This window comes from Longimicrobiaceae bacterium, from assembly GCA_035696245.1.
GTDB lineage: Bacteria > Gemmatimonadota > Gemmatimonadetes > Longimicrobiales > Longimicrobiaceae > DASRQW01.
The window spans coordinates 1-21,455 of the sequence record DASRQW010000176.1; the positions used below are offsets into that span (position 1 = coordinate 1).

Sequence of the window (21,455 nt, forward strand, 5' to 3'; positions counted from 1 at the left end):
CCTCCAGCACCGCCGTGTCGAACCCGAAGCCGGAGACGTTGAGGAAGTAGCGGTCCTCGATGCGCCCCACGTCCACCCGCGTGTCCGGCCCGTCGGCCACCAGCCGCGCCGTCGCCTCCGGGTCGCCCGCGGGCGAGCCCGTCGTCTTCGCGAAGTCGCAGCCGGTGCCGCCGCTCAGCAGCGCCAGGCGGCAGTCCGCGCCGGCGTGGAGGATGGCGTTCGCCACGTTGCTCCAGGTGCCGTCGCCGCCCACCGCCACCAGCGTCTCCGCCCCGTCCTCCAGCGCGCGCCGGGCCAGCTCGCGCTCCTCGCGCGGGCCGGCCGTGCAGCGCACGTCGGTGACGCCCACCGCCGCGAACGCCGCGCGCACGCGGGGCAGAATGCGCGAACCCCGCCCCCTTCCGGCGGCGGGGTTCACCACGACGGTGACCTTTCGGCCCGTGCTCATACCCCGGCGGCCTGGGTCAGCACGCGCAGGGGCTGGAAGGTCTGCAGCCCGTCGCGCATCCAGATCTCGCGCACCGGCACGGTGTTCACCTCGTCCAGGTCGCCCAGCGGCTCCGTCATGGGGTGCGGGTGCAGCGTCAGGGAGCCGCGCTCCTCCTCGCTCTCGCTCAGGCCGCCCGCCATGCCGATCTGGGCCATGAACGAGCCTTCCTCGTCCTTCATGAAGCTCTGGTGGCTCTGGTCCGCCTGGCGCCAGCCGTACGAGGTGATGATCATCTCGGCGATGGGGCCGTTGCCGTCCCACGCCTTCATCACGATCTCCTCGTCGTCCCCCGTCACGTCCATCGACATCTCGATGTCGGCCATGTAGTGCGGCAGGTGCCAGCGCTCGATGGCGTGCTCGCGCGAGCCGGTGGTCGTGGTGCCCAGCAGGAACGGGTAGTAGGCCGAGTGCGGCATCACGTTGCCCTGCTCCAGGCGGGGCGAGACCAGGATGCCCAGGATCAGCTCCTTGTAGGCGCCGACCTCGCTCTCGGTGAAGTCGAAGGCCATCACCGAGAGGAGGGCCGAGCCGTGGTGCAGCTCCACCGGCTGCAGCTCCTTGGGAAGGATGGCGCGGGCCTGCTCCACGGGGAACTCGAAGAAGCCGCCCACCGCGTTCGCGTACGTGTACAGAGTGGTGCCGTTGTTGCTCATGCCAGTATTCCTTCCTTGCGGAGGACGGAGGTCAGGATTTCGGCGGCCCGGTCCAGCTGCTCGAAGCTGTGCGAGGCCGAGATGGAGACGCGGAAGCGCGAGCGGTGCTTCGCGACCGCGGGGTAGCGCACTGGCTGCAGGTACAGACCCGCCTCCTGCATGCGCCGGGCGATGCCCAGGATGTTGCGGTCGTCGCGGATCATCACCGGCAGGATCTGCGAGGTCGACTCGCCCACGTCCACGCCCGCCTCGTCCAGCTGCTTGCGGATGTGGGCCACGTTGGTCCACAGCTTCTCGCGCAGCTCCGGCTCGCGCTCCACGATGCGCAGCGACTCCAGCACGCCAGCGGTCACCACGGGCGAGAGGGCGCACGAGAAGAAGCGCGAGCGGGAGAAGGCGTCGAGGTAGCGGTACAGGTCGGCCGAGCAGGCCACGTAGCCGCCCATGCCGCCCAGCGCCTTGGAGAAGGTGCCCACGTGGATGTCGATCTCGTCCTTGAGGCCGAACATCTCCACCACGCCGCCGCCGTTGGGCCCGTACACGAACGACGAGTGCGCCTCGTCGATGAGGATGCGGGCGCCGTAGCGCTTGGTGACCTCCACGATCTCCGGCAGCGGGCAGACGTCGCCGTCCATGCTGTACACGCCCTCGATCACCACCAGCGTCTTCTTGCCGGCCGCCTTCTTCAGCTTCTTCTCCAGGTCGTCGGCCTGGTTGTGCCGGAAGAAGCGCGTCTCGGCCTTGGAGAGGATGGCGCCGTCCACGCAGCTGGCGTGGGCGTTCTGGTCCATGATCACCACGTCGCCCGGCCGCATGAGGCCCGAGATGAGGCCCACGTTGGTGCTGTAGCCGGTGGGGAAGATCATGGCCGACTCGGTGCCCTTGAAGCGGGCCAGCGCCTCTTCCAGCTCCTGGTGCACGTGCATGGTGCCGCTCAGGATGGGCGAGCCCGCCGCGCCCAGGCCGTAGGTGTCCAGCGCGCGCTTTGCCGCCTCCACCACCTCGGGGCGGTACGACAGGCCCAGGTAGTTGTACGACGAGAGGTTGATGAGCCCCACGTGCCGCAGCTCGGCCTGCTCCTCGATCTCGATGCGCGGCGTGGGGCCGCTCAGCATGGGCTGGCTGAACAGATAGTAGCCGGCGGGCCGCGCCTGCTGGTACCAGGCGTTGTAGGGCTTGACGATCGCCAGGGCGTCGTCGCTTGACGAATAGTAGAAGTTGTTGAAATCATACTCCGCGGGATTCGCCGCGGGCGGCGCGCCCACCGTCGCCGTCCAGCTCTCGGGCTGCGCCGTCGTGTCGTTCACTGTTCCCATGAGGTTCCTCCAGGTGAAATCCCGCACTTCCGCCCCGCCCGGCGACGCGCCCCCCGCGGGGGGCTTCGCGTCGCGCCTCGCCGAGCGCGGAAGGATCGCGCGCAGCATGTCCTTCTTCGCCGTCTCCATCGGCTGGCTCGCCACGGTCATGGGGGCGGGACAGCGCCTCGTGATCTGGCCGCTGGTCACCCTCGCCCCGTCGCGCCGCACCGCCACCATGGCGCGCTGGTTCCACTTCAACGCGAGCGCGGTGATGAGCATCGCGCGCGTGGTGGCCGGGGTGCGCGTCCGCGTGCGCGGGCGCATCGCGCCGGGGGCGTGCGTGGTGGTGATGAACCACCAGTCGGTGCTGGACGTGCCCCTGCTCTACGTCCTGGGCGCCGACCCGTTGCCCGTGATCCCCACCCGCGACCGCTACCGGCGCGGCATCCCCGGCATCTCGCCGCTGCTGCGCCTGGCGAAGTTCCCGCTCATCACCCAGAAGCGAGAGACCGCGCAGCAGGACCTGGCCGCCATCGCCCAGGCCGCCGAGGCCGTGGCGCGGGGCGAGGCCTCCATCGCCATCTACCCCGAGGGCCACCGGACCCGCGACGGCGAGATCGGCCCCTTCATGCCGCGCGGGCTCACGTCCATCCTGGCGCGGGCGAAGCGGCCGGTCTACTGTGTGGTCGCCGACGGCATGTGGGGCGCCCGCACCATGGCCGACGCCGCGCGGCAGATGGCCGGCGCGCACGTGGAGGCCGTGGTCCTGGGCCCCTTCCAGCCGCCCGAGCGCGAAGAGGAGCTGGGCGCGTTCATCGAGCAGCTGCGCGGCCGCATGGTCGCCGCGCTGGCAGACATCCGTTCCGGGAACGACCCGCTTGCAGAATAACACATGGCCCGCCGCCGCGCTCGCGGACCCCGGTCTGCGCGCGGCGCTGGCCGGCGGCCTGGACGGCGAGGCGGACCGGGACACGGCCCGCCTCGCCGCTTTCCTCGCGGAGGCGTTCGGCCCGTCCACTGCGGCCATCGTCCACTACGGCTCGCACGTCACCGCGAAGGAGCACCGTCCGGGCAGCGCCCGCGACTACTTCGTCGTGGTCGACGACTACGATGCCGCCTACGCGTCGCTCGTCTCGAAGGCCGAGACGGGGATGACGGCCGCTCGCGCCGCGCGGCTGGCCCGCATCCTTCCGCCCAACGTGGTCTCGGTCATCGCGCCCGGCGGCGAGCTCCACGCCAAGTGCGCGGTGCTGTCGACGGATGACTTCCTAGTCGCCACCTCACCCCGCGCGCCGGACCACTTCACCCGCGGCCGCCTCTTCCAGCACGTCCAGTTGGTGTGGACGAGGGACGAAGGTGCGCGGGAGATGGCCGTCGGCGCCCTCGTGTCCGTCCGCGCGGGCACCTACGCGTGGGCCCGCCCCTCGCTGCCGACGGAGATCGACGCGGCGTCGTACTGCCGCGCCTTGCTCGAGACCTCGTTCGCGGCGGAGATCCGGCCGGAGAAGGCGGACCGCACGGCCGAGCTGCTCGCCCAGCAGGCGCCGGTGCTCATCCCCGTCTACACCGCCCTGCTCGCCGCCCTCGCGGACGCGGGCGAGCTGCTGCGCGAGGGCTCCGCCTTCCGCCTCGCCCACCCGCCGGCCGCCGCCGAATCCGCCCGGCAGCGGGCCTGGTTCGCGCGCAGCAAGGCGCGGGCGACGCTGCGGTGGGCCAAGTACGTGGCGCTGTACGACGACTGGCTGGACTACGTGGTGCGCAAGGTGGAGCGGCGCACCGGCGTGCAGGTCCAGCTCACCCCGCGCGAGCGGCGCTGGCCGCTCGTCTTCCTCTGGCCGAAGGCGCTGCGCTTCCTGCGCGACCGGCCCCAACAGCGACGCCCCGAATGACCCGCACCGACACCGTGGCCCTCGCCCTCGTGGGGGCGCTCCTCCTCACCATGCCCGTCTTCGCCGTGGTGGCGCGCGGCAGGCCCATGGACGCCGACGTGGCGCGCCGCTCCAAGAGCGTGCTGCTGGGCCACTGGGTCCGCGACTGGCTGATGTGGGTCATCGGGCCCATGGAACGGGGCCTGGTTCGCGCGCGCGTCTCGCCAGACGTGTTCAACTACCTGGGCGTCGTCTTCGGCCTGCTCGCGGGCGTCGCGTTCGCGCGCGGGTCGCTGTCGCTGGCCGGGTGGATGGTGCTGCTGGGCGGCGCGGCCGACATCTTCGACGGGCGCATCGCCCGCGCGCGCGGCATCGCGGCCCCGTACGGCGCCTTCCTGGACTCCACGCTCGACCGCTTCGCCGAGACCTTCGCCTTCGCGGGCGTCGCCCTCTTCTTCCAGGCCAGCCGCCCCGCGCTGCTCGCCACCGTGCTGGCGATGGGCGCCTCGCTGCTGGTCAGCTACGCCCGCGCTCGCGGCGAGGCGCTGGGCGTGCACGGCGCGGGCGGGGTGATGCAGCGCGCCGAGCGCCTGGTGACGCTGGCGCTGGCGGCCCTGCTGGACTCGGCCGTGACGGGCCGCGCGGGCTGGGCGCCGGGGTCGCTCCTTGCCGGCGCGGTAGCCCTCATCGCCCTGGGCGCGCTGGGCACCGCCGTGTACCGCACCGGCTACGTCACCCGCGAGCTGAAGCGCCGTCCTTCGTAGGCTCGTCGTCCCTCGTGTGCGGCAACGCCGGGTCCGGGCGCGCTCCGGCGGAGCATGGGGCGCGGGGATGGGACGTGGCGGCCGGTGGATGGGGAGCGGAAGCGGGGCGAGCCTGGGGCCGGCGAACCGCGGAGGCGCGTGGGACCCTCTCCGTAGTCTCCGTCTATCTGTCGGCACCAAGGCTACATGTTGCGCTTTCGTTGCGCAACCCTGCGCCGGGCCGTACGAAGCGGCCCGCCCGCGGCGTCACGATCGGGGTGCAGGGACGTAAGAAGAAGGAGAGAGGCCGGGGCGGGAGCATGCGTCCGCCGGGCGGACGTTCGTCCGGCGGCGGCCGGATGTGCGCTTCGTGTCTGGAGATGGAGGGCTTCCCGCCTCGCGGCGAGGAACGTTTGGCGTCCCGCACGGCGCGGCGGACGCCCCGCGGGGTGGCGCAAACGCTTGGGTCGTATTACATTTACGGGCTTTCGCCGCCGCCTTCGGGCGCGGCCTTGCCCTCAATCGCCGGCCGGCGCACGCCTCGCGCCCCCGGCATCCGGATGTGTCACGGCGCGCTCCCCGTCCCGGCGCCTTTCCAGTCGCCTCCCTCCTCTCCGGGGGGCTGGCAGAAAACCCTCCACGCTCCGTGCCATGAAAGCCACCGCGCGCTTCCTGTCCATGGTCCTCGTGCCCCTGCTGCTGGCCGCGTGCGGCGGCGGCGGCGGAACCGACGGCCCCCCCACCGGCAACACCAAGGCGTCGCTCGCAGTCACCATCAGCGGCCTGCCCTCGGGCGCGGCCGGGTCGGTCACCGTGGCGGGCCCCGCGGGCTTCTCCCGGACGATCACGTCGTCCGAGACGCTGAGCAACCTGGAGCCCGGCGCGTACACGCTGACCACGGCCAACGTCTCGGCCGGCGGCGGGACGTACGCCACGGAGCTGGGCGTGCAGACGGTGAACCTGGCGGCCTCGGCGCACGAGAGCGTGACGGTAGCCTACCGCTCGCTGGCGGCCAGCCTCACGGTGAACGTGGCCGGCCTGTCCAACAAGACGGGGCCGAGCGTGACGGTCACGGGCCCCGGCGGCTACACCAAGACGGTGACCAGCGCGCAGACCACCCTCTTCGGGCTGGCGGCCGGCACGTACACGCTGACCGCGACCGGCGTGGCCGCGACGGACAGCACGTTCCAGCCCCGCCCCAGCGTGACCACCGTGAACGTGGCGGGCGACGCCCCGGCCAGCACCACGGTGACCTACGCCTCGGTTGGCCCGGCGGCGCTGAACCTGACGGTGGGCGGCGCGTACTTCGTGCAGAGCGTGCAGAAGCTGGACAACTCGGTGGCGCTGGTGCAGGGCCGCGACGCACTGCTTCGCGTGTTCGTGAAGGCCGACCAGAACAACACCGCATCGCCCAACCTGCGCATCCGCGTGACCAACGGCGCGGCGGTGCTGCAGGACGTGACGATGCCGGCGCCCGCGCTGGGCGTGCCCGCATCGCTGGACCAGACGTCGCTGGCGGGCTCGTACAACATCAACCTGCCGGCCGCGCAGGTGCAGCCGGGCCTGGCGGTGCTGGTGACGGTGGACCCTGACAACCTGGTCCGCGAGAGCAACGAGGCCGACCAGACCTTCCCGGCCGCCGGCACCCCGCAGATCCAGAACGTCCGCCTCGTCCCCACGCTGGCGGTTCGCCTGGTGCCCATCAAGCACGAGAACACCGCCCTGGTGGGCGGCGTGAACGCGGGCAACATGGACCAGTTCCTGAGCGTGGTGAAGAAGATCTGGCCCATCGCCGCGTACGACGGCGACGTGCATGCGGTGTACACCACGGGCCTGGCGCCCCTGGAGTCCGCCGGCGGCGGCTGGGACCAGCTCCTCCAGGAGATCAACGCCCTGCGCGTGGCGGAAGGCACCAACCGCTACTACTACGGCGTGATGCACACCAACTACCAGTTCGGCGTGGTGGGCCTGGGCTACATCGGCCAGCTGAAGACCGCCATCGGCTGGGACAGCGGCACCGACGCGTACTACACGCTGGCGCACGAGATGGGGCACAACTTCGGCCGCCGCCACGCGCCCTCGCTGGGCAACACCTGCGGCACCCCGTCTGGCATCGACACGGGCTTCCCCTACATCAACGGCCACATCGGCGGCTTCGGCTACGACCAGGCCGAGGGGCTGGTGAAGGACACGTCGTTCGCCGACATCATGGGCTACTGCAACAACCAGTGGGTCAGCGACTACAACTACAACGCCGTGATGGACTACATGACCGGCGTGAGCCAGTCGAACGTGGGGACCGGCGCCTCGGTGCAGCCCACCGTGCTGGTGTGGGGCCGCATGAGCGGCGACAAGCTGGTGCTGGAGCCCGCCTTCGGGATCTACACCCGCCCCACGCTGCCCACGCAGGGCGGCGCGTACACGGTGCAGGGGCTGGATGCGAACGGCGGCACGCTGTTCTCGCTGAACTTCGCAGGGACCGAGGTGGCCGACCTGCCGGGGGGCGCGCGTGAGTTCGCCTTCGCGGTGCCGCTCTCGGCGGCGCAGCAGGGCCGGCTGGCCAGCGTTCGCCTGACCGCTGCGGGCAAGACGGCGGCGGTGCAGACCTCGCGCACTGCCACGGCGGGCGGCGGGCCGCGCACGCTCACCGAGACGCCGGACGTGGACCCCAGCGCCTCGCTGCGCCGCGTCTCGGCCGGCCAGCTCCGGTTCACCTGGGACGTGCAGGCGCACCCCATGGTGATGGTGCGGGACCCGGAGAGCGGCGAGATCCTCTCCTTCGCCCGCAACGGCCGCGCGACGCTGAACACCCGCGTCGGCGCGCTGGAGATGGTGTACTCCGACGGCGTGCGCAGCAGCTCCGTGCGCATGCAGGCGCAGTGAGCCGTTTCCGGATGAAGACGGGCCGCGCCGCGGGGGGCCTCCTGGCCCTCTGCGCCGCGGCGGCGGGATGCGCGCGGCCCGGCGGCGCGCGCATCGAGCCCGGCTCGGGCTCGGCGACGGACGTGCCGCGTACGTCGGTCACGCTGGAGCGCACGGCGTGCTACGGGCGCTGCCCGGTGTACACGGTGCGCCTGAGCGGCGACGGCACGGTCGCGTTCCACGGTGAGCGCTTCACGGCGACCTCCGGAGATGCGACGGGTGCGGTGCCGCGCGAGTGGGTGGCGGCGCTGGTCCGCGAGATGAACACGGCCGGCTACTGGTCGCTGGGCGAGAGCTACGCGGCCGGGTCGGCCGCCTGCCCCAACTCGCCGACGGACCTGCCGTCGGAGATCATCACGCTGACGGCCGGCGGGCGGAGCAAGCGGGTGGAGCATTACCGCGCATGCAGCGGCGCTCCAGCCTCCATCGCCGCCATGGCGGCCCGCATCGACCAGATCGCGGGCACGGAGAAGTGGATCGGCCCGCGCTGAACGAACGGCGGGTGATCGGTAGATGAAGAAGAGGCCGCGGGCGATTTCGCCGGCGGCCTCTTCTTCGTTTTTCGGTGGATGAGATGCAGTGCATCGCATCTCCGACCATGTGCCGGATGCTGGTCCGTCTATCCAATCGAAACGGATCGGATGCGATGAATCGCACCCCCTACAGCCCGCGGCATCCCGTCGATTGAAGATGATGCGTCGGGGTCGGACTGCGAAGGCGGACTTTGCGCAGTCGATGCGCGGTCTCCAGCGCCGCGCATCGGCAGAGAATCAAAGGAGCCGTGGATCATCCCGCCCCGCATCTCCCGGCCTGGTCGAACGTCGCTGGTCCGCATCTCCTGGCCACATCTCGTGTCGCGAGCGGACGTCCGCTGATCGGCATCTACCGATCACCCGCCGTTGTTGCCGGTCGACGGACGGTGGGCGTCAGATGGGTGCGCCGAGGTTGCGGCGGAGGAGGGCGTCTGGATCGGGGTCGCGGCCCATGAACTCGCGGAAGAGCTGCGCGGGGTCCTCGCTGTCGCCGCGGGCGAGGACGGTGTCCACGAACGCGCGCCCCGTCTCGCGGTTGAAGATGCCCTCGCGCGCGAACCGGCTGAACGCGTCCGCGTCGAGCACCTCGGACCACAGGTAGCTGTAGTAGCCCGCCGCGTACCCGCCCGCGAACACGTGCGTGAAGGCCGTGATGAAGTGGTTGCGCGCGAACTCCGGGCGGATGCTGAAGCGCGCCATCACCTCCTGCGCCCGGCTGATGGGGTCGCCGTCGCGCTCGGGGTCCCACAGCACGTGCAGGTCCAGGTCGACGGTGCCGAAGCTGAGCTGCCGGTTCTGCGTGTTGGCGGCCATGAAGGTGCGCGCCGCCAGCATCTTGTGGTACAGCTCGTCGGGGATGGGCTCGCCCGTCTCGTGGTGGCGCGCGAACAGGTCCAGCGCCTCGCGCTCCCACGTCCAGTTCTCCATGATCTGCGACGGCAGCTCCACCCAGTCGGTGCTCACGCTGGTGCCGCCCATCGCCGGGATCTCCACCCGCGAGAGCGTGTGGTGCAGCAGGTGCCCGAACTCGTGGAAGACGGTCTGCGCCTCGCGGTGGGTGAGGAGCGCGGGCCGGTCGCCCTCGGGGGGCGAGACGTTGGCGGCGATCACGGCCAGGTGCGGCGCGAACCCGTCCGGCCGCGGCCCGCCGGTGATGAGGCCGTTCATCCACGCCCCGCCGCGCTTGCTCTCGCGGGGGAAGAAGTCGGTGTAGAAGCCGCCCAGGTGCGTGCCCGCCTCGTCGTGCACCTCGTAGAAGCACACCTCGGGGTGCCACACGGCGGGCTCGGGCCGCGGCGTGATGGTGACGCCGAAGAGACGGCGCGCCACCTCGAACAGCCCCTGGAGCACGCGGTCCATGGGGAAATACGGCCGCAGCTCCTCCTCGTCCAGGTCGTAGCGCGCCCGGCGCATCTTCTCGGCCGCGTACGCGGTGTCCCACGGCTGCAGCTCGCCGATGCCCATCTCGTCGCGGGCGAAGGCGGTGAGGCCCGCCACCTCCTTCTCCCAGAACGGCCGCGTGCGCTCCGCCAGGTCGGCCTCGAAGGCCACGGCGCGGGCGCCGCTGCCGGCCATGCTGTCCTCTAGCGTGTAGTCCGCCCAGTCCTTGAAGCCCAAGATCCCGGCCAGCTGCCGCCGCAGGCCCAGGATGCGGCCCACCAGCGGCCGGTTGTCCTGCTCGCCGCCCGCCGCGCGGTTCATGTACGCGGCGTACATCCGCTCGCGCAACGCGCGGTCGTCGGCGTACTGCATGAACGGCGCGTACGAGGGTAGCTGCAGCGTGAAGCGCCACCCGTCCACGCCCTTCGCCTCGGCGCTCGCCCGCGCCTGCGCCATCGCCGAAGCGGGCAGGCCGGAGAGGCACGACGGGTCGGTGACGACCAGCTCGAAGGCGTTGGTGGCGTCGAGCGTGTTGTTGGCGAACTCGGTCTGCGCCTGCGACAGCTCCACGCGCAGGGCCTCCACGCGCTGCTTGTCCGCGTCCGGCAGGTCGGCGCCGGCACGCACGAACTCGCGCACCGTCTTCTCCAGGTGCCGCTTACGCACGCCGGTGAGCGATGCCGCCTCGTGCGTGGAGGCGAAGTCCTTGTACGCCTTCCACAGGCCGGCGTTCAGCGGCAGGCGGGCGTAGAAGGCGCTGAACTCGGGGAGGATGGTGTCGTACGCCTCGCGCATCTCGGGCGTGTTCATCACCGCCACCAGGTGCGCCACGGGGCGGATGATGCGCGTGAGCCGCTCTTCCAGGTCGTCCAGCCGATGCACGGTGTTCTCGTACGTGCGCTCGCCAGGGTGCGCCACGATCTCGTCCAGCTCGCGCTCGGCGCGGGCCAGCGCCTCGCGGACCGCGGGGACCACGTGCTCCGGACGGATTTGGTCGAAGGGGATCTGGTAGTCGGGCGACAGCAGTGGGTTCATCGGTCTCGCGGCGGTTGGACGGGCCATCCCGAATGTCCACTTCGGGACCGTGACAAAGAAACGCTGCGGCGGCGTTTAGACAAGGTGCGGCGTCCATCTCGGCCCCCGCTCCGCGCCCCGCGCTGGAACTTTCTCCCGTCCGGCCCGAAGCGGTGCCCCGGAACTACGCGCTGACACGGCTCCGTGTCGCAGCAGCGAGCCTCGGCGATCCGCCGTTCAGGCACGGCACGGCGACCAAGCCGTTGCGGGCGATGTGTTTGGGAGAAACGGGCGGGTTCGGTACGGGCGATGCCTTCCCACGGTCCGTCCGCCCCCCCGGCGGGCCGCGTTCGCACGGCGGGCGCGCACCGGTCCCCAGCAGGAGGAGTTGCCATGAGGATACACACCTGGTTCGTGCTCGCGGCCCTGACGGTGCTCGGCTCCACCGCGGCCGGCGCGCAGGAAGCCGAAGCATCCCCGCCGGCGGACACGGTGGCGGCGGGACGGTTCCGCATCGAGCCGTACGCCGGCGTGCAGGCCACCTCGTCGAGCCGCGTGATCGCCTCGCCGCTGGTGGGCGTGCGCACGTCGTTCGCGGTGGCGCCGCGCTTCCGGCTGGTGGGCGAGGCGCAGATGAGCTACTCGCGCACGGCCCTGAACAGCAGCGTGGGCACCACAGGCCTGCTTGCCACCGTGGGTTCCGAGGCCGACCTGCTGCGCAGGGGCGGCACCACGCTGTCGGCCGGGCTCCAGGTCGGGACGATGGGCACCAGCTACTCGTTCATCGTTGGCGGCCCCGATGCCGGCATCCCGCAGGTGCGCGTCACCCACTTCGACCCGGTCGTGATCCCGACGCTGCGGCTCAGCCAGCGCATCTCCACCCACCTGTCGGTGGACCTCCACCTCCAGGACCGCATCGTCAGCGGGAGCAGGCACGGGGCCGTTGCCGGCGTCACGCTTCGGCTGCATCTCTGAAGCACCGATACGGGGCGACCGCAGCCGGTAGATGTACGGCGGGCCGCGCGGCGATCGCGTGGCCCGTCGCGCATCTTCCGCTCGCTCCCCCGCGAAGCGACGGCGGTGGATCGGAGATGAGCGTACCTCCCATCCTCCGGTCGCATGAGGTTCGACGCGGGATGTACGCACCGCCTTGCGTCCTGCGGCGGCGCAAGGTGTGATGCGGCGCGTCCCGACCGTCAGCCGCTCGCGTGGAGCGCGGTGCGGAGCGCTCCGAGGTTCGCGTCGATCTCCGTGGAGTGCGCCGGGCGATCGAGGAGGGCGGCGAGGGCCGGCGGGACGGGAACGTCGTGGCCGACGAGCGGCTCGACCACGGATTCGAACTTGGCAGGATGCGCGGTGGAGACGAGGACCCAGTCCTCGCCAGCGATCCGCCGACGGACGGCGGCCGCCGTGGCGGTGTGCGGGTCCCACACTTCGCCCCACTCCGCTTCGCCACGGCGGATCTCGTCGCGGATCTCGTCGTCGCTCACCACGAGGGCCCGCAGCTCGCTCCGCGCCGCGTCCGCCCCGCCGAAGAGGTGCAGCACGCGTTCCAGGTTGCTGGGGCGGCCCACGTCCATCGCGCTCGCCAGCGTGGGGACGGTGGGGGAGCCCTCCCATCCCCTGCCCGCCGCGAAGTCCGCGACCGTCCGGTTGGCGTTGGTCGCCAGCACCACCTCGCGCACGGGCAGGCCCACGCGCCGCGCCCACATGGCCGCCGCGGAGTTGCCCACGTTGCCGGTGGGGACGATGAAGCCCGGCGCCGCGCCCCGCTCGCGGAGGTACGCGAGGGATGCGACCGCGTACGGGACCATCTGCGGCAGCAGTCTCCCGACGTTGATGCTGTTGGCGGACGACAGGCGCCGCTCGGCCCGCAGCGACGCATCTGCGAACGCCTCCTTCGCCATGCGCTGGCACGCGTCGAAGTCTCCGCGCACGGCGAACGCGCGCACGTTGCCGCCCCAGCACGTGAGCTGCCGCTGCTGCCGCAGCGACACCATCCCCTTCGGGAAGAGGATGACGACCTCGATCCCCGGCCGGCCATGGAACGCCGCGGCCACCGCCCCGCCGGTATCCCCCGACGTCGCCACCAGCAGCGTCAGCGGGCGCGCGTCGTCCGCCGCGATGCGAGACAGGCACGCGGCGAGGAAGCGCGCGCCTACGTCCTTGAACGCCGCCGTGGGCCCGTGGAACAGCTCCAGCACCGCCGTCCGGCGTGCGAGCATCTTCAGCGGCAGCGGGAAGGTCAGCGACTCGCGGCAGATGTCCGGCAGCGCGGGCGCCAGCGCATCTCCCGCGAAGAACGGCGCCAGCAGACGAGCCGCGATGGCCGGTACGTCATCCCCCGCCCCGAGCTCACCGGGCGCGAACGACGGGAACGCGCTCGGCACGTACAGCCCGCCGTCCGGCGCGATCCCCCGCGCGATCGCCTCCGACAGCGTCGCGCGATGCGACGGATCCCTGGTGCTGACGTAGCGCATCGCACGCATGAAGGAAGTTGGATGCTCGGACCGGCGGGAGCCGGCATTGTCCGTCCGCGATCCGTCGACGAGGTCGACCGAACGCGACGGACCCGCGAGGCGAGGCCGCGCGGGTCCGGAAGATAGCGAATCGTACGTCGTGTGCGTCAGGCTCAGCGCGGCGCGCCCCGCGCGTGGCGGCAGGCGGCCTCCAGGACGGGCCGCTGGGCCGCATCCGCGTCCTTCGTCTTCGCCATGCAGCCCGCGTAGTCGTCCATCGACGCAGCCCGCCGTTGGAAGAGCCGCGCCTCACGGATGGAGTCATCCACCGCCGCCCGAGCGGAGTCTTCCGGGGTGACTGGCTGGCCGGGCATCGGGGCCGCCGGCGCCGTCACGTCGAACGAATCCGCGGGCGGGGCACCGGCATCCGCAGACGCCCCCGGGGGCGGGGCCTGCGCATCTCCCGTGTCCTTCGCGTCGTTGCAGGCCGCGAGCAGGACGACGACCAGGGGGAGGACGGCCGCGCTCCGCATCCACCCAGGGATGGGAGCGGCGGCCGTCCGGTGGAGCGTGCCCCTCAACGGTGCTGCTGCTGTTGCTGCTGGATCTGGCGCACGGCGGCCTCCAGCTCGTCCAGGCGGCGCTGCGTGGCCGTGAGCTCGGTGCGGAGCTGCGTGACCTCGGCGGTGCGGGCCTGGAGCTGCGCCGTACGCTCCTCGAGCGCCTTGATCGCGGCCAGGTTCACGCCGTCGAAGTCGCTCATGTTGATGGTGTGGTCGTCGCTCGTGAACCCGAAGGCGCGGTGCCAGTCCTGCGCCATGGGCCCGATGTGGAAGGTGGAGCGGTCCACCTCGTCCTTGTAGCGCCACGTGGACACCGGCAGCGTGCGGATGCGGGCCAGCATGTCCTCGCCGTCGACGCCCAGGAAGTCGCGCTTGCGGTTGCGGTCCGAGATCACCACCCAAGAGCTGCCGCCCGCCGCCACCTGCACGCCTACCGTCATGGTCGCGTTGGTGAAGAGCCGCACCCCGCCGGCCGAGCGCACGGTGAACTGGTTGTTCGCGCTCGCCTGCGTGCTGTCGGTCGTAGAGCCGTCGGAGAGGACGATGGCGCCCGCGTGCCCGTTCGTGGAGGCGCGCTGCCCGATCGCCACCGAGTAGTCGGCGTCGGCCGTGGCCCGGTAGCCGATGGCGACGGCGCCCGTGCCGTCTGCGTTGGCCGTGTATCCCAGGGCGTTGCTGTAGCTGCCCAGCGCGGTCGACTGGTAGCCCATGGCGAACGACGAGAGGCCGAGCGCGATGGTGTTGTAGCCGCCGGCCCAGCTGTAGAAGCCCACGTTGGGGTCGTCCCACTGCGTGCCGGCGCTGCCGATGGAGCCGGCGCGGAAGGCGGCCTTGTACGGGTGCCACATCATGCGCTCGCCGGCGCCCGTGAAGGGGATGATGCCGATGCCGAGCACGCCCTTGGCCAGGAAGCCGCTGGCGCTGTCCACCCGCACGCGGTCGCCCAGGGGCGAGCCGGAGCGCAGGCGGAGGAGGATGTCGGACTGCGCGAAGGCGGGCGCGGCGACGAAGGTGGCGAGCAGGGCGGCGGCCAGCACCGCGCGAATTCTGGTGATCATCGGTTCTCCGGACGGGGCGGAGGGAAGGGTGTGGCGGGCGCCGCGAACGGCCCCCGCCTTCGGGACATCACCGGCGCCGTGCCGGTCAGTTCGCATCGGCCTGGAGGCGCAGGGCCGAGACGGTCAGGCGCCCCGCGTCCACCTGGATGGGCGCGCGCGAGGTGACGTTGGCGGAGAGCGAGTAGGTGCCCGTCACGCGCAGCACGGGCAGCCGGCCCTCCACGGTGCGCGCGGTGCCGGCCAGGAAGAGCCGGCCCGAGCTGTTGGTGATCCCACCCGTGGTGCCCGTGGCCACGTTCGCCGAGGCGGTCATGTCGAAGGCGTTCAGCGAGATGGTGGCGGCGTTCTCCACCGTCACCCCCCCGATCTGCACGTTCTGCGCGAGCGCCGGGTAGAACGGCGCGGCCGCGGGCACGTACACCGAGTCGAGCGACATGGGGACCGCCGCGGGACTCCAGTTGTTGTTGGTGTGCCAGTCGGTGGTCCCGGCGCCGGCCGTCCACGTGCGGACCACGCCCGCCACGGGGACGGTGACGTCGCCTGAGAGCCGCCGGCCCACGGCGCTCAGCTGGCTGGTGCCGTAGTCGGAGTACGTCACCGTCTGGAGGGCGCTGCCCGTGACCAGCGCGGCCGCGGCGCCCACGGTGCAGGGCGGGCCCACGTCCGTGAGGTGCACGGTGTCGGCCTGCGTCGTCTTCACGTTGCCGTAGCGGTCCACGGCCTTGACCGTGACGGTGAACGGCACGTTGGTGGCGGGGCGCCCGGCGGTGCCCGCGCGGAAGTCGGCCGCGCAGGCGTCCAGCGTCTCGCCGGGACGCAGGATCATCAGGTACGAGTACGCGCCCGGAGCCGTGATCGTGGTCAGCGGCGAGGCGGCGGAGCCGGCCACGCGCGCGCCGCAGATCTGGCGCTGGCCCGGGTAGTCGGGAACGGACGCGCTCGTCACCGGGCTCCCGTTGAGCACAGTGACGGTGGTGGCGCCCAGCGACAGGGCCCGCTCGCGTACGCGGCGCACGGCGGCGGAATCCTGGCTCTCCTCGATGCTCTCGGTGACCCGCGTCTCGCCGTCGGTGACGCCGAGCACCTGGAAGAAGAACGAGAACACGTCCTGCTGCGCGGTGGGCTGCAGCGGGAGCCGGAACGACAGCGTGAGCAGCCCGTCGAACTGGTTGGGGTCGGCCGTGGAGGGGAGCGATCGGTTCGCGGTCGAGCTCTTGCTGCGCACCACGTAGCCCACGGGGAAGATCTCCGTGACGTCGACGGGCTTCGCGATCGCGGCGACCTCGGCCTCGGTGAGCGCTTGGATCACGTCCGGGTAGATCGCCTGCATGCTCACCAGGTCGCTCCCCAGCGCCACGGCGCCGGTGGGCACCACCAGCCGAGCGACGTTGCTGTCGGCCGGCGTGCCGTCGAAGCGGCGGAGGTTGGCCAGCGCGGTGCCGCTCACCGTGCCCGCGCGCGACACCAGCAGCATGGTCAGGTTGCTGAGCGGCGTGCCGGTGCCGTTGCGCACGCGGTAGGTGAACGACACGTACCGCTGGCCGCCCTGCCCGCGCACTCCCTCGATGAACGAGGAAGACGACACCTGCTCGAACACGACGCCGGCACCGGCGTTCGTGAGCGCCAGGCGCGCGCCGTCGCCGGCAGGTGCGATGGACGTGACGGTGGACCCCATCTGGTCGGTGCCGATCCCGCTCACGGCGATCTGGTACACGCCGACGGGAGTCGGGCCCGGATTGGTCGTCGGCGGGCCCGTGGGCGGAGTGGTGGGCGTGCTCCGGTCGGTGCAGGCCGCCACGAACGCGACGACGAGCAACGCCAGGGAGCGGCGGTTGAGCAGGCGCATGATGGTGTGCGGAAAGCCCGGAAGGTCCCGGGATGAGACAGCGTCGGGACGGCGCGGAGTGCGCCGCCCCGCTGGCGGTGTGGGAGCCGGGGAAGCTCCGGTGCTAGAGGCCGCCGCTGAGAAGCGTCTCGGTCGTCAGCCCGCCCAGCGCCTCTACCGTCGGCACCACGAAGGGTTGCCGGCCGCGGGCCTGCGCTTCCGCAGGCTGGGAGCCGGCGCGGGGTGTCTCGGGTTCGAGAGGTGTCTCGTACATCGATCGTCTCCGGCCTGGAGTGAAAGGGGCCCGGAAGGAGCTGGGCTCCGGCAAGCACGGGCGGTCCCCGACCAGTACACTCTAGGGGCCAGGTCCGCCAGCGTCAAGCACACGGTACGATCACGCCACTGCGGTGCTACCCCGCAGCACGCGAGGGTGTCTTCGATCACGCTGCGCAACCTGTACGGGTTCGCGGAAGGCGTCCCCGGCCGGGTACGAGCCGGCGGCGTGGGTCAGCGCCGCCACGTTCGGCAGCTCCCGCACGGGCCGTGCCGCATCGGGCCAGCAGCGGACGCGGGCCGTCCCGAGCGGGGCCTCATCTACATGCGGGGCAATCGGATCGCCTCTCGCCAGGTGATCGCCGACCCTGTCATCCCGCCACACGTGTGACGAGCGAAGCATCCACGTCGGCGGGGAGGGCGAGGGTGGACAGGTCGCAGAGCGGGGCCCAGCGGTCCAGCAGCGCCTTGGCGTCGCCGCGAAGCACCGCCTTGTCGACCGCAGCCAGTTGGGCCGGATCGGTCACCGTGCGGCAGAGGGGGAAGCGCTCTTCCTGCACGGCCGATGAGGCGATGCGGCCCGCCTTGGCGTCGGCGACGAGGTCGGCGGTCATCTCCACCCACAGGCGGTAGAGGGCGGCGCGCACCTCATCCACCGTCTCCCCGCCATGCAAGCGCACCAGCCGCCTGGTGATGATCGCGCCCGTGTCGATGCCGGCATCCACCCGGAACGCCGTCGCCCCCAGCGGCACGCCGCGGATGAGGGAGTTGGCGACGGGGCTGTTGCCGCGGATCCATGGGAGCACCCCCGGATGAACGTTCACCACGCCTTCACGGGGGATGGAAAGCACGTCCGTGCCCACCAGCCCGCAGCGTGCGAGCACGGCCACGCCTGCGTCCAGCCGACGGAGATCGCGCTTCATCCTCTCCCCGTTCAGCGTGCCGGACACGATCACCGTCCCGGCGTCGGCCGCCGCCCGCGCGTGGGCACGCTGCCGCACCCGGACGCGCGCCCAGCGCAGCGGAGTGCGCGCGAGCGCTGCCATCCGCCCCGCGCGCGTCGCCGGTTTGCGCCACTCGCGCAGCACGGGAGGCGCATACAGCAGCAGCGCGTCGGCCGGCGTGCCGCGCTCCTTCAGAAGCGCGAGTACGTCGTCCGTGAACTTCCCTCCTGGCGAGACGATCACGACACGGCGGCTGCTCATCTTGTGCGGCGGATGGGGAGGAGAATGGGGTCGAAGCGCGCAACGGCGTATTGCAAGCGACGCGGACTCGACAGTACCGCGCCTCGGAATGTGGAGGAATTCACCGTCCAAGGCGAGGGTCACGCCCGGAGCATCCGCCGAGGGCTGGGCAAAGGTCGCGGCCGGTATCCGATGAAAGGGCCCAAACATCCGCCAAGCAAGCGGTCGGCTAAAGAAAAGTATTGACGTAAAATATTTGACGCTTACTGTGTGACAAGAACACGAATGGCCTGGGTCCCCCGACCTTGCTGGTGTCCGGGTAGTCCACCCCCTGTTCTTGCCGTGGGGCATCGTTGTGTTTCTCCCTGCCCATGCGGCCAGGACTTCTTAGTTTGCCTCGAAAGGAGTCACATGAACATCCTCCCTCGCATCCCCCGTGGCCTCTCCCTGCGGCGCATGGCGCTCATGCTCATGCTGGGCCTGGCGCTCCTGGCGCCGGTGCAAGCCTTCGCACTCATCGTTGTTCGAACCGTCACGATCCACTACTTCCTGGGTATCGAGATCTATAGAACGGAAACCGTGACGATCATCGGCAACTCCTGACCATCCCGTAACTCGGGTCGGGGGACCCCAGGCTGCACGTGCCGGTCACCTCAATCGCACCCGCTGGCCACCGGTCCTTCCCGGACCTCCATCCGCCGAGCCGTACGTTCATGAGCACCTCGCCCCATGCCCCGATCCCACCGGCCCCGCGCGGGACGGATGCCACGCCGCGGGCTCTCGACAGAAGGGCCGAGTGATGGAGACCCTGATCTACGACCTCCGCTACGCGGTACGCAGCCTGAAGAAGCGGCCCGCCTTCACGCTGGCGGCCCTGCTCACGCTGATGCTCGGGATCGGCGGGACCACGGCGATGGTCAGCCTGATCAACGCGATGCTCCTTCGCCCGCTCCCGGTGCGCCAGCCGGACGAGCTGGTGTCTGTGTACGCACAGCCGGTCAACGGCCCGGCGGACCTGTACTTCTCCTATCCGGACTACGAGGAGCTGCGGAGCGGAAGCACCGGGGCCGCCTTGCTGAGCGCCTTCGGCCTCCAGCCGTTCAACATCGGGGTGGGAGAAGCGGCGACCACGACGGTGGGCGCCTTCGCTACGGCGAACTACTTCAACGTGCTGGGGATCGCCCCGGAGCGCGGTCGCTTTTTCCTGGCGCAGGAGGGCGAGCCGGGGGCCGAGGTCGTCGTGGTGCTCAGCCACGACCTGTGGAAGCGGCGGTTCGGCGCGGATCCCTCCATCGTGGGGCAGACCACGCACCTCAACGGGCAGCCCGCTACGGTGATCGGCGTCGCGCCCGAACGCTTCAACGGCACCATCAGCCTGGTGGGGATCGACTTCTGGGTGCCGACGTCGGCCTACCCCCTGCTCCTTCCCGACCACGATCTGCGCACGCCCAGCCGCTGGCTGCAGGTGTTCGGGCGGCGCGCGCCGGGAATACAGCCGAAGCGGCTGGAGGCCTCGCTGACCGCGGCCGCCAAGCGCTTCACGAGCCCGGGCGACGCGCAGGGGCGGCAGCTCCGCGGCATGTCGGTCAAGCCCCTCCAGGGCCTGGTGGGCGAGGCGCGCCAGGGTGCGTGGCGGGTGAGCACGCTGCTGTTCGTCACCGCGCTGCTGGTGCTCGCCATCGCCAGCCTCAACGTGGCCGGGATGCTCCTGGCCGGGGCCGCGTCGCGTCGCGGGGAGATCGCGGTGCGGCTCGCCATGGGAGCGGACCGCGGGCGCCTGCTGCGCCAGCTGCTGACCGAGAGCGCCCTCCTCTGGCTGCTGGGGGGGCTCTGCGGCGCGCTGCTGGCCATCTGGCTCGTCCGGCTGCTCCCCGCGCTGATCCCGGTGGAGCAGGCGTTCCCCATGCGGCTGGGGCTGGACCTGAGGCTCGACGGAAGGGTGCTGGCGTTCACGCTCGCCCTCTCCCTCGTCACCGGCATCACCTTCGGCCTCAGCCCCGCGCTCCAGTCTCTCAAGCTGGACCTGGTGAGCACCCTCAAGGACCGGACGACCTCCGGACAGCGCCTGTCCGGCCGGCGCAACACGCTGGTCACGGTGCAGGTCGCGGCGTCCTTCGTCCTGCTGGTGGTCGCCGGGCTCTTCCTGCGCGCCGTCCAGCACGCGTATGCCTCCGATCCCGGCTTCGACCCGGACGGGGTGACCGTGGGCGTGGTGGACCTGGGAAACGTCCGGGGATACCCCGAGGCGCGCGGCCGGGAGCTCTACGCAACCCTGCTCTCGCGGCTTCGGGCGAGGCCGGAGGTGCAGTCGGTGAGCCTGGCCTCGCAGGTTCCGCTGGACGGCTCGCAGGCGCTGATCGTCATCCGCGACCCCTCGTCCATGGACGCGAACGACGGGCTGCGCACGGTTCCCTACTCGGTGGTGGGGCCGGACTACTTCCGCACGTTGCGCATTCCGCTTGCCCAGGGGCGGGAGTTCACCGCAGCGGACCGGGCGGGGACCGCGACGGTGGCGGTGGTGAGCGAGGGGATGGCGCGCAAGCTGTGGGGCACCGCCAACCCCGTCGGGAAGACGATCCAGATCGGCTCCGCGACGGTGTACGTGGTGGGAGTAGCCAAGGACGTGCAGAGCCAGACGATGGGCGAGGTCCCGCCCGCGTTCCTGTACCTGTCGTTCGGACAGCGGTACGCGGCCCGGCTGAACGTGCTCGTTCGCGCGCACGGCCAGCCGGTGAGGCTCATCAGCGAGGAGGTGCGCGGCCTCGACCCCAACCTTCCGCTCGCCGTCGCGAGGCCGTTCAGGGAGATGATCGTCACTCTCATGCCCCAGCGCATCATCGCGATCCTGATGGGAACGTTCGGGTTCTTCGGCCTTCTGCTCGCCGCCGTGGGAATCTATGGGGTGGTCGCATACTCCGTCGCCCAGCGGTCGCCGGAGATCGCGGTCCGGATGGCCGTGGGTGCCCAGCTGCGTGACGTCCTCTGGCTGGTGCTGCGCCAGGGAGTCGTCCTGGTCGCGGTGGGAGTCGGGTTCGGCATCGCAGCGACGTTCAGCGTCTCGGGCGTTCTTCGTAACTCGCTGGCGGGACAGAGCGCGACCGATCCCGTGGTGGTCGTGGCCGTGGTTCTCACCCTCCTCTGCGTGACCGTGGCCGCGTGCTACTTCCCCGCGCGCCGTGCGGGCCGGATAGA

Annotated in this window: 18 protein-coding genes; 8 read left to right on the plus strand and 10 right to left on the minus strand. The window is 71.4% G+C overall.

The window, feature by feature from the left end:
• The 3 genes from VFE05_08325 to VFE05_08335 form a co-directional block, all read right to left on the minus strand.
• Positions 1–448: diacylglycerol kinase family protein (locus VFE05_08325; protein HET6230060.1), on the minus strand; the 448-nt coding region annotated here is incomplete at its 3' end.
• The gene (locus VFE05_08330) at positions 445–1,143 is read right to left on the minus strand and encodes an acetoacetate decarboxylase family protein (GenBank protein HET6230061.1); all 699 of its coding nucleotides are present in this window, start codon (positions 1,141–1,143) and stop codon (positions 445–447) included. The genes VFE05_08325 and VFE05_08330, both read right to left, overlap by 4 nt.
• A complete protein-coding gene (locus tag VFE05_08335; protein HET6230062.1) occupies positions 1,140–2,459 on the minus strand; it encodes an aminotransferase class I/II-fold pyridoxal phosphate-dependent enzyme in 1,320 nt (439 codons plus the stop codon). The genes VFE05_08330 and VFE05_08335 overlap by 4 nt, the downstream gene beginning before the upstream one ends.
• A 106-nt stretch (positions 2,460–2,565) precedes the next feature.
• On the opposite strand from VFE05_08335, the gene VFE05_08340 reads away from it, so the two are divergent.
• The 5 genes from VFE05_08340 to VFE05_08360 all read left to right on the plus strand — a co-directional run bounded on the left by VFE05_08340 (position 2,566) and on the right by VFE05_08360 (position 8,465).
• On the plus strand, positions 2,566–3,330 hold the full coding sequence (locus tag VFE05_08340; protein ID HET6230063.1) for a lysophospholipid acyltransferase family protein: 765 nt from the start codon (positions 2,566–2,568) through the stop codon (positions 3,328–3,330).
• On the plus strand, positions 3,320–4,330 hold the full coding sequence (locus VFE05_08345; protein ID HET6230064.1) for a hypothetical protein: 1,011 nt from the start codon (positions 3,320–3,322) through the stop codon (positions 4,328–4,330). Before VFE05_08340 ends, VFE05_08345 begins: the two co-directional genes overlap by 11 nt.
• Entirely contained in the window at positions 4,327–5,073 is a 747-nt protein-coding gene (locus VFE05_08350; protein HET6230065.1) for a CDP-alcohol phosphatidyltransferase family protein, read from the plus strand. The genes VFE05_08345 and VFE05_08350 overlap by 4 nt, the downstream gene beginning before the upstream one ends.
• Positions 5,074–5,703: 630 nt before the next feature.
• Complete coding sequence (locus VFE05_08355) at positions 5,704–7,935, plus strand: hypothetical protein (protein HET6230066.1); 2,232 nt, start codon at positions 5,704–5,706, stop codon at positions 7,933–7,935.
• Positions 7,932–8,465, plus strand: coding sequence for a DUF6438 domain-containing protein (locus VFE05_08360; GenBank protein ID HET6230067.1), 534 nt, complete (start codon positions 7,932–7,934; stop codon positions 8,463–8,465). The genes VFE05_08355 and VFE05_08360 overlap by 4 nt, the downstream gene beginning before the upstream one ends.
• 435 nt (positions 8,466–8,900) lie before the next feature.
• On the opposite strand, the gene VFE05_08365 is transcribed toward VFE05_08360, so the two are convergent.
• Positions 8,901–10,922 (minus strand): M3 family metallopeptidase, encoded by a 2,022-nt coding sequence (locus VFE05_08365; GenBank protein HET6230068.1) that lies wholly within the window; start codon positions 10,920–10,922, stop codon positions 8,901–8,903.
• Between the two features lie 372 nt (positions 10,923–11,294).
• On the opposite strand from VFE05_08365, the gene VFE05_08370 reads away from it, so the two are divergent.
• The gene (locus VFE05_08370; protein ID HET6230069.1) at positions 11,295–11,876 is read left to right on the plus strand and encodes a hypothetical protein; all 582 of its coding nucleotides are present in this window, start codon (positions 11,295–11,297) and stop codon (positions 11,874–11,876) included.
• Between the two features lie 221 nt (positions 11,877–12,097).
• On the opposite strand, the gene thrC is transcribed toward VFE05_08370, so the two are convergent.
• From thrC to VFE05_08400, 6 genes are all read right to left on the minus strand, one after another.
• Positions 12,098–13,381 (minus strand): threonine synthase, encoded by a 1,284-nt coding sequence (gene thrC / locus VFE05_08375; GenBank protein HET6230070.1) that lies wholly within the window; start codon positions 13,379–13,381, stop codon positions 12,098–12,100.
• Between the two features lie 152 nt (positions 13,382–13,533).
• Complete coding sequence (locus tag VFE05_08380; protein ID HET6230071.1) at positions 13,534–13,941, minus strand: hypothetical protein; 408 nt, start codon at positions 13,939–13,941, stop codon at positions 13,534–13,536.
• On the minus strand, positions 13,938–14,981 hold the full coding sequence (locus VFE05_08385) for a tail fiber domain-containing protein (protein ID HET6230072.1): 1,044 nt from the start codon (positions 14,979–14,981) through the stop codon (positions 13,938–13,940). Before VFE05_08385 ends, VFE05_08380 begins: the two co-directional genes overlap by 4 nt.
• Positions 14,982–15,066: 85 nt before the next feature.
• Complete coding sequence (locus VFE05_08390) at positions 15,067–16,827, minus strand: hypothetical protein (GenBank protein HET6230073.1); 1,761 nt, start codon at positions 16,825–16,827, stop codon at positions 15,067–15,069.
• Between the two features lie 103 nt (positions 16,828–16,930).
• Positions 16,931–17,080, minus strand: a complete 150-nt coding sequence (locus tag VFE05_08395; protein HET6230074.1) for a hypothetical protein — start codon at positions 17,078–17,080, stop codon at positions 16,931–16,933.
• Between the two features lie 370 nt (positions 17,081–17,450).
• Positions 17,451–18,284 (minus strand): formyltransferase family protein, encoded by an 834-nt coding sequence (locus tag VFE05_08400; GenBank protein HET6230075.1) that lies wholly within the window; start codon positions 18,282–18,284, stop codon positions 17,451–17,453.
• Between the two features lie 390 nt (positions 18,285–18,674).
• On the opposite strand from VFE05_08400, the gene VFE05_08405 reads away from it, so the two are divergent.
• A complete protein-coding gene (locus tag VFE05_08405) occupies positions 18,675–18,866 on the plus strand; it encodes a hypothetical protein (GenBank protein ID HET6230076.1) in 192 nt (63 codons plus the stop codon).
• A 196-nt stretch (positions 18,867–19,062) separates the two neighbouring features.
• The coding region (locus VFE05_08410) for an ABC transporter permease (GenBank protein ID HET6230077.1) at positions 19,063–21,455 on the plus strand (2,393 nt) is incomplete at its 3' end.

Bases quoted from the DNA above. Each gene is read 5' to 3' on its own strand.
- VFE05_08400 (HET6230075.1), bottom strand. From the start codon at position 18,284: ATGAGCAGCCGCCGTGTCGTGATCGTCTCGCCAGGAGGGAAGTTCACG.
- VFE05_08365 (HET6230068.1), bottom strand. From the start codon at position 10,922: ATGAACCCACTGCTGTCGCCCGACTACCAGATCCCCTTCGACCAAATC.
- VFE05_08355 (HET6230066.1), top strand. From the start codon at position 5,704: ATGAAAGCCACCGCGCGCTTCCTGTCCATGGTCCTCGTGCCCCTGCTG.
- VFE05_08330 (HET6230061.1), bottom strand. From the start codon at position 1,143: ATGAGCAACAACGGCACCACTCTGTACACGTACGCGAACGCGGTGGGC.
- VFE05_08370 (HET6230069.1), top strand. From the start codon at position 11,295: ATGAGGATACACACCTGGTTCGTGCTCGCGGCCCTGACGGTGCTCGGC.
- VFE05_08335 (HET6230062.1), bottom strand. From the start codon at position 2,459: ATGGGAACAGTGAACGACACGACGGCGCAGCCCGAGAGCTGGACGGCG.
- VFE05_08350 (HET6230065.1), top strand. From the start codon at position 4,327: ATGACCCGCACCGACACCGTGGCCCTCGCCCTCGTGGGGGCGCTCCTC.
- thrC (HET6230070.1), bottom strand. From the start codon at position 13,381: ATGCGCTACGTCAGCACCAGGGATCCGTCGCATCGCGCGACGCTGTCG.
- VFE05_08395 (HET6230074.1), bottom strand. From the start codon at position 17,080: ATGTACGAGACACCTCTCGAACCCGAGACACCCCGCGCCGGCTCCCAG.
- VFE05_08385 (HET6230072.1), bottom strand. From the start codon at position 14,981: ATGATCACCAGAATTCGCGCGGTGCTGGCCGCCGCCCTGCTCGCCACC.
- VFE05_08340 (HET6230063.1), top strand. From the start codon at position 2,566: ATGTCCTTCTTCGCCGTCTCCATCGGCTGGCTCGCCACGGTCATGGGG.
- VFE05_08390 (HET6230073.1), bottom strand. From the start codon at position 16,827: ATGCGCCTGCTCAACCGCCGCTCCCTGGCGTTGCTCGTCGTCGCGTTC.
- VFE05_08405 (HET6230076.1), top strand. From the start codon at position 18,675: ATGAACATCCTCCCTCGCATCCCCCGTGGCCTCTCCCTGCGGCGCATG.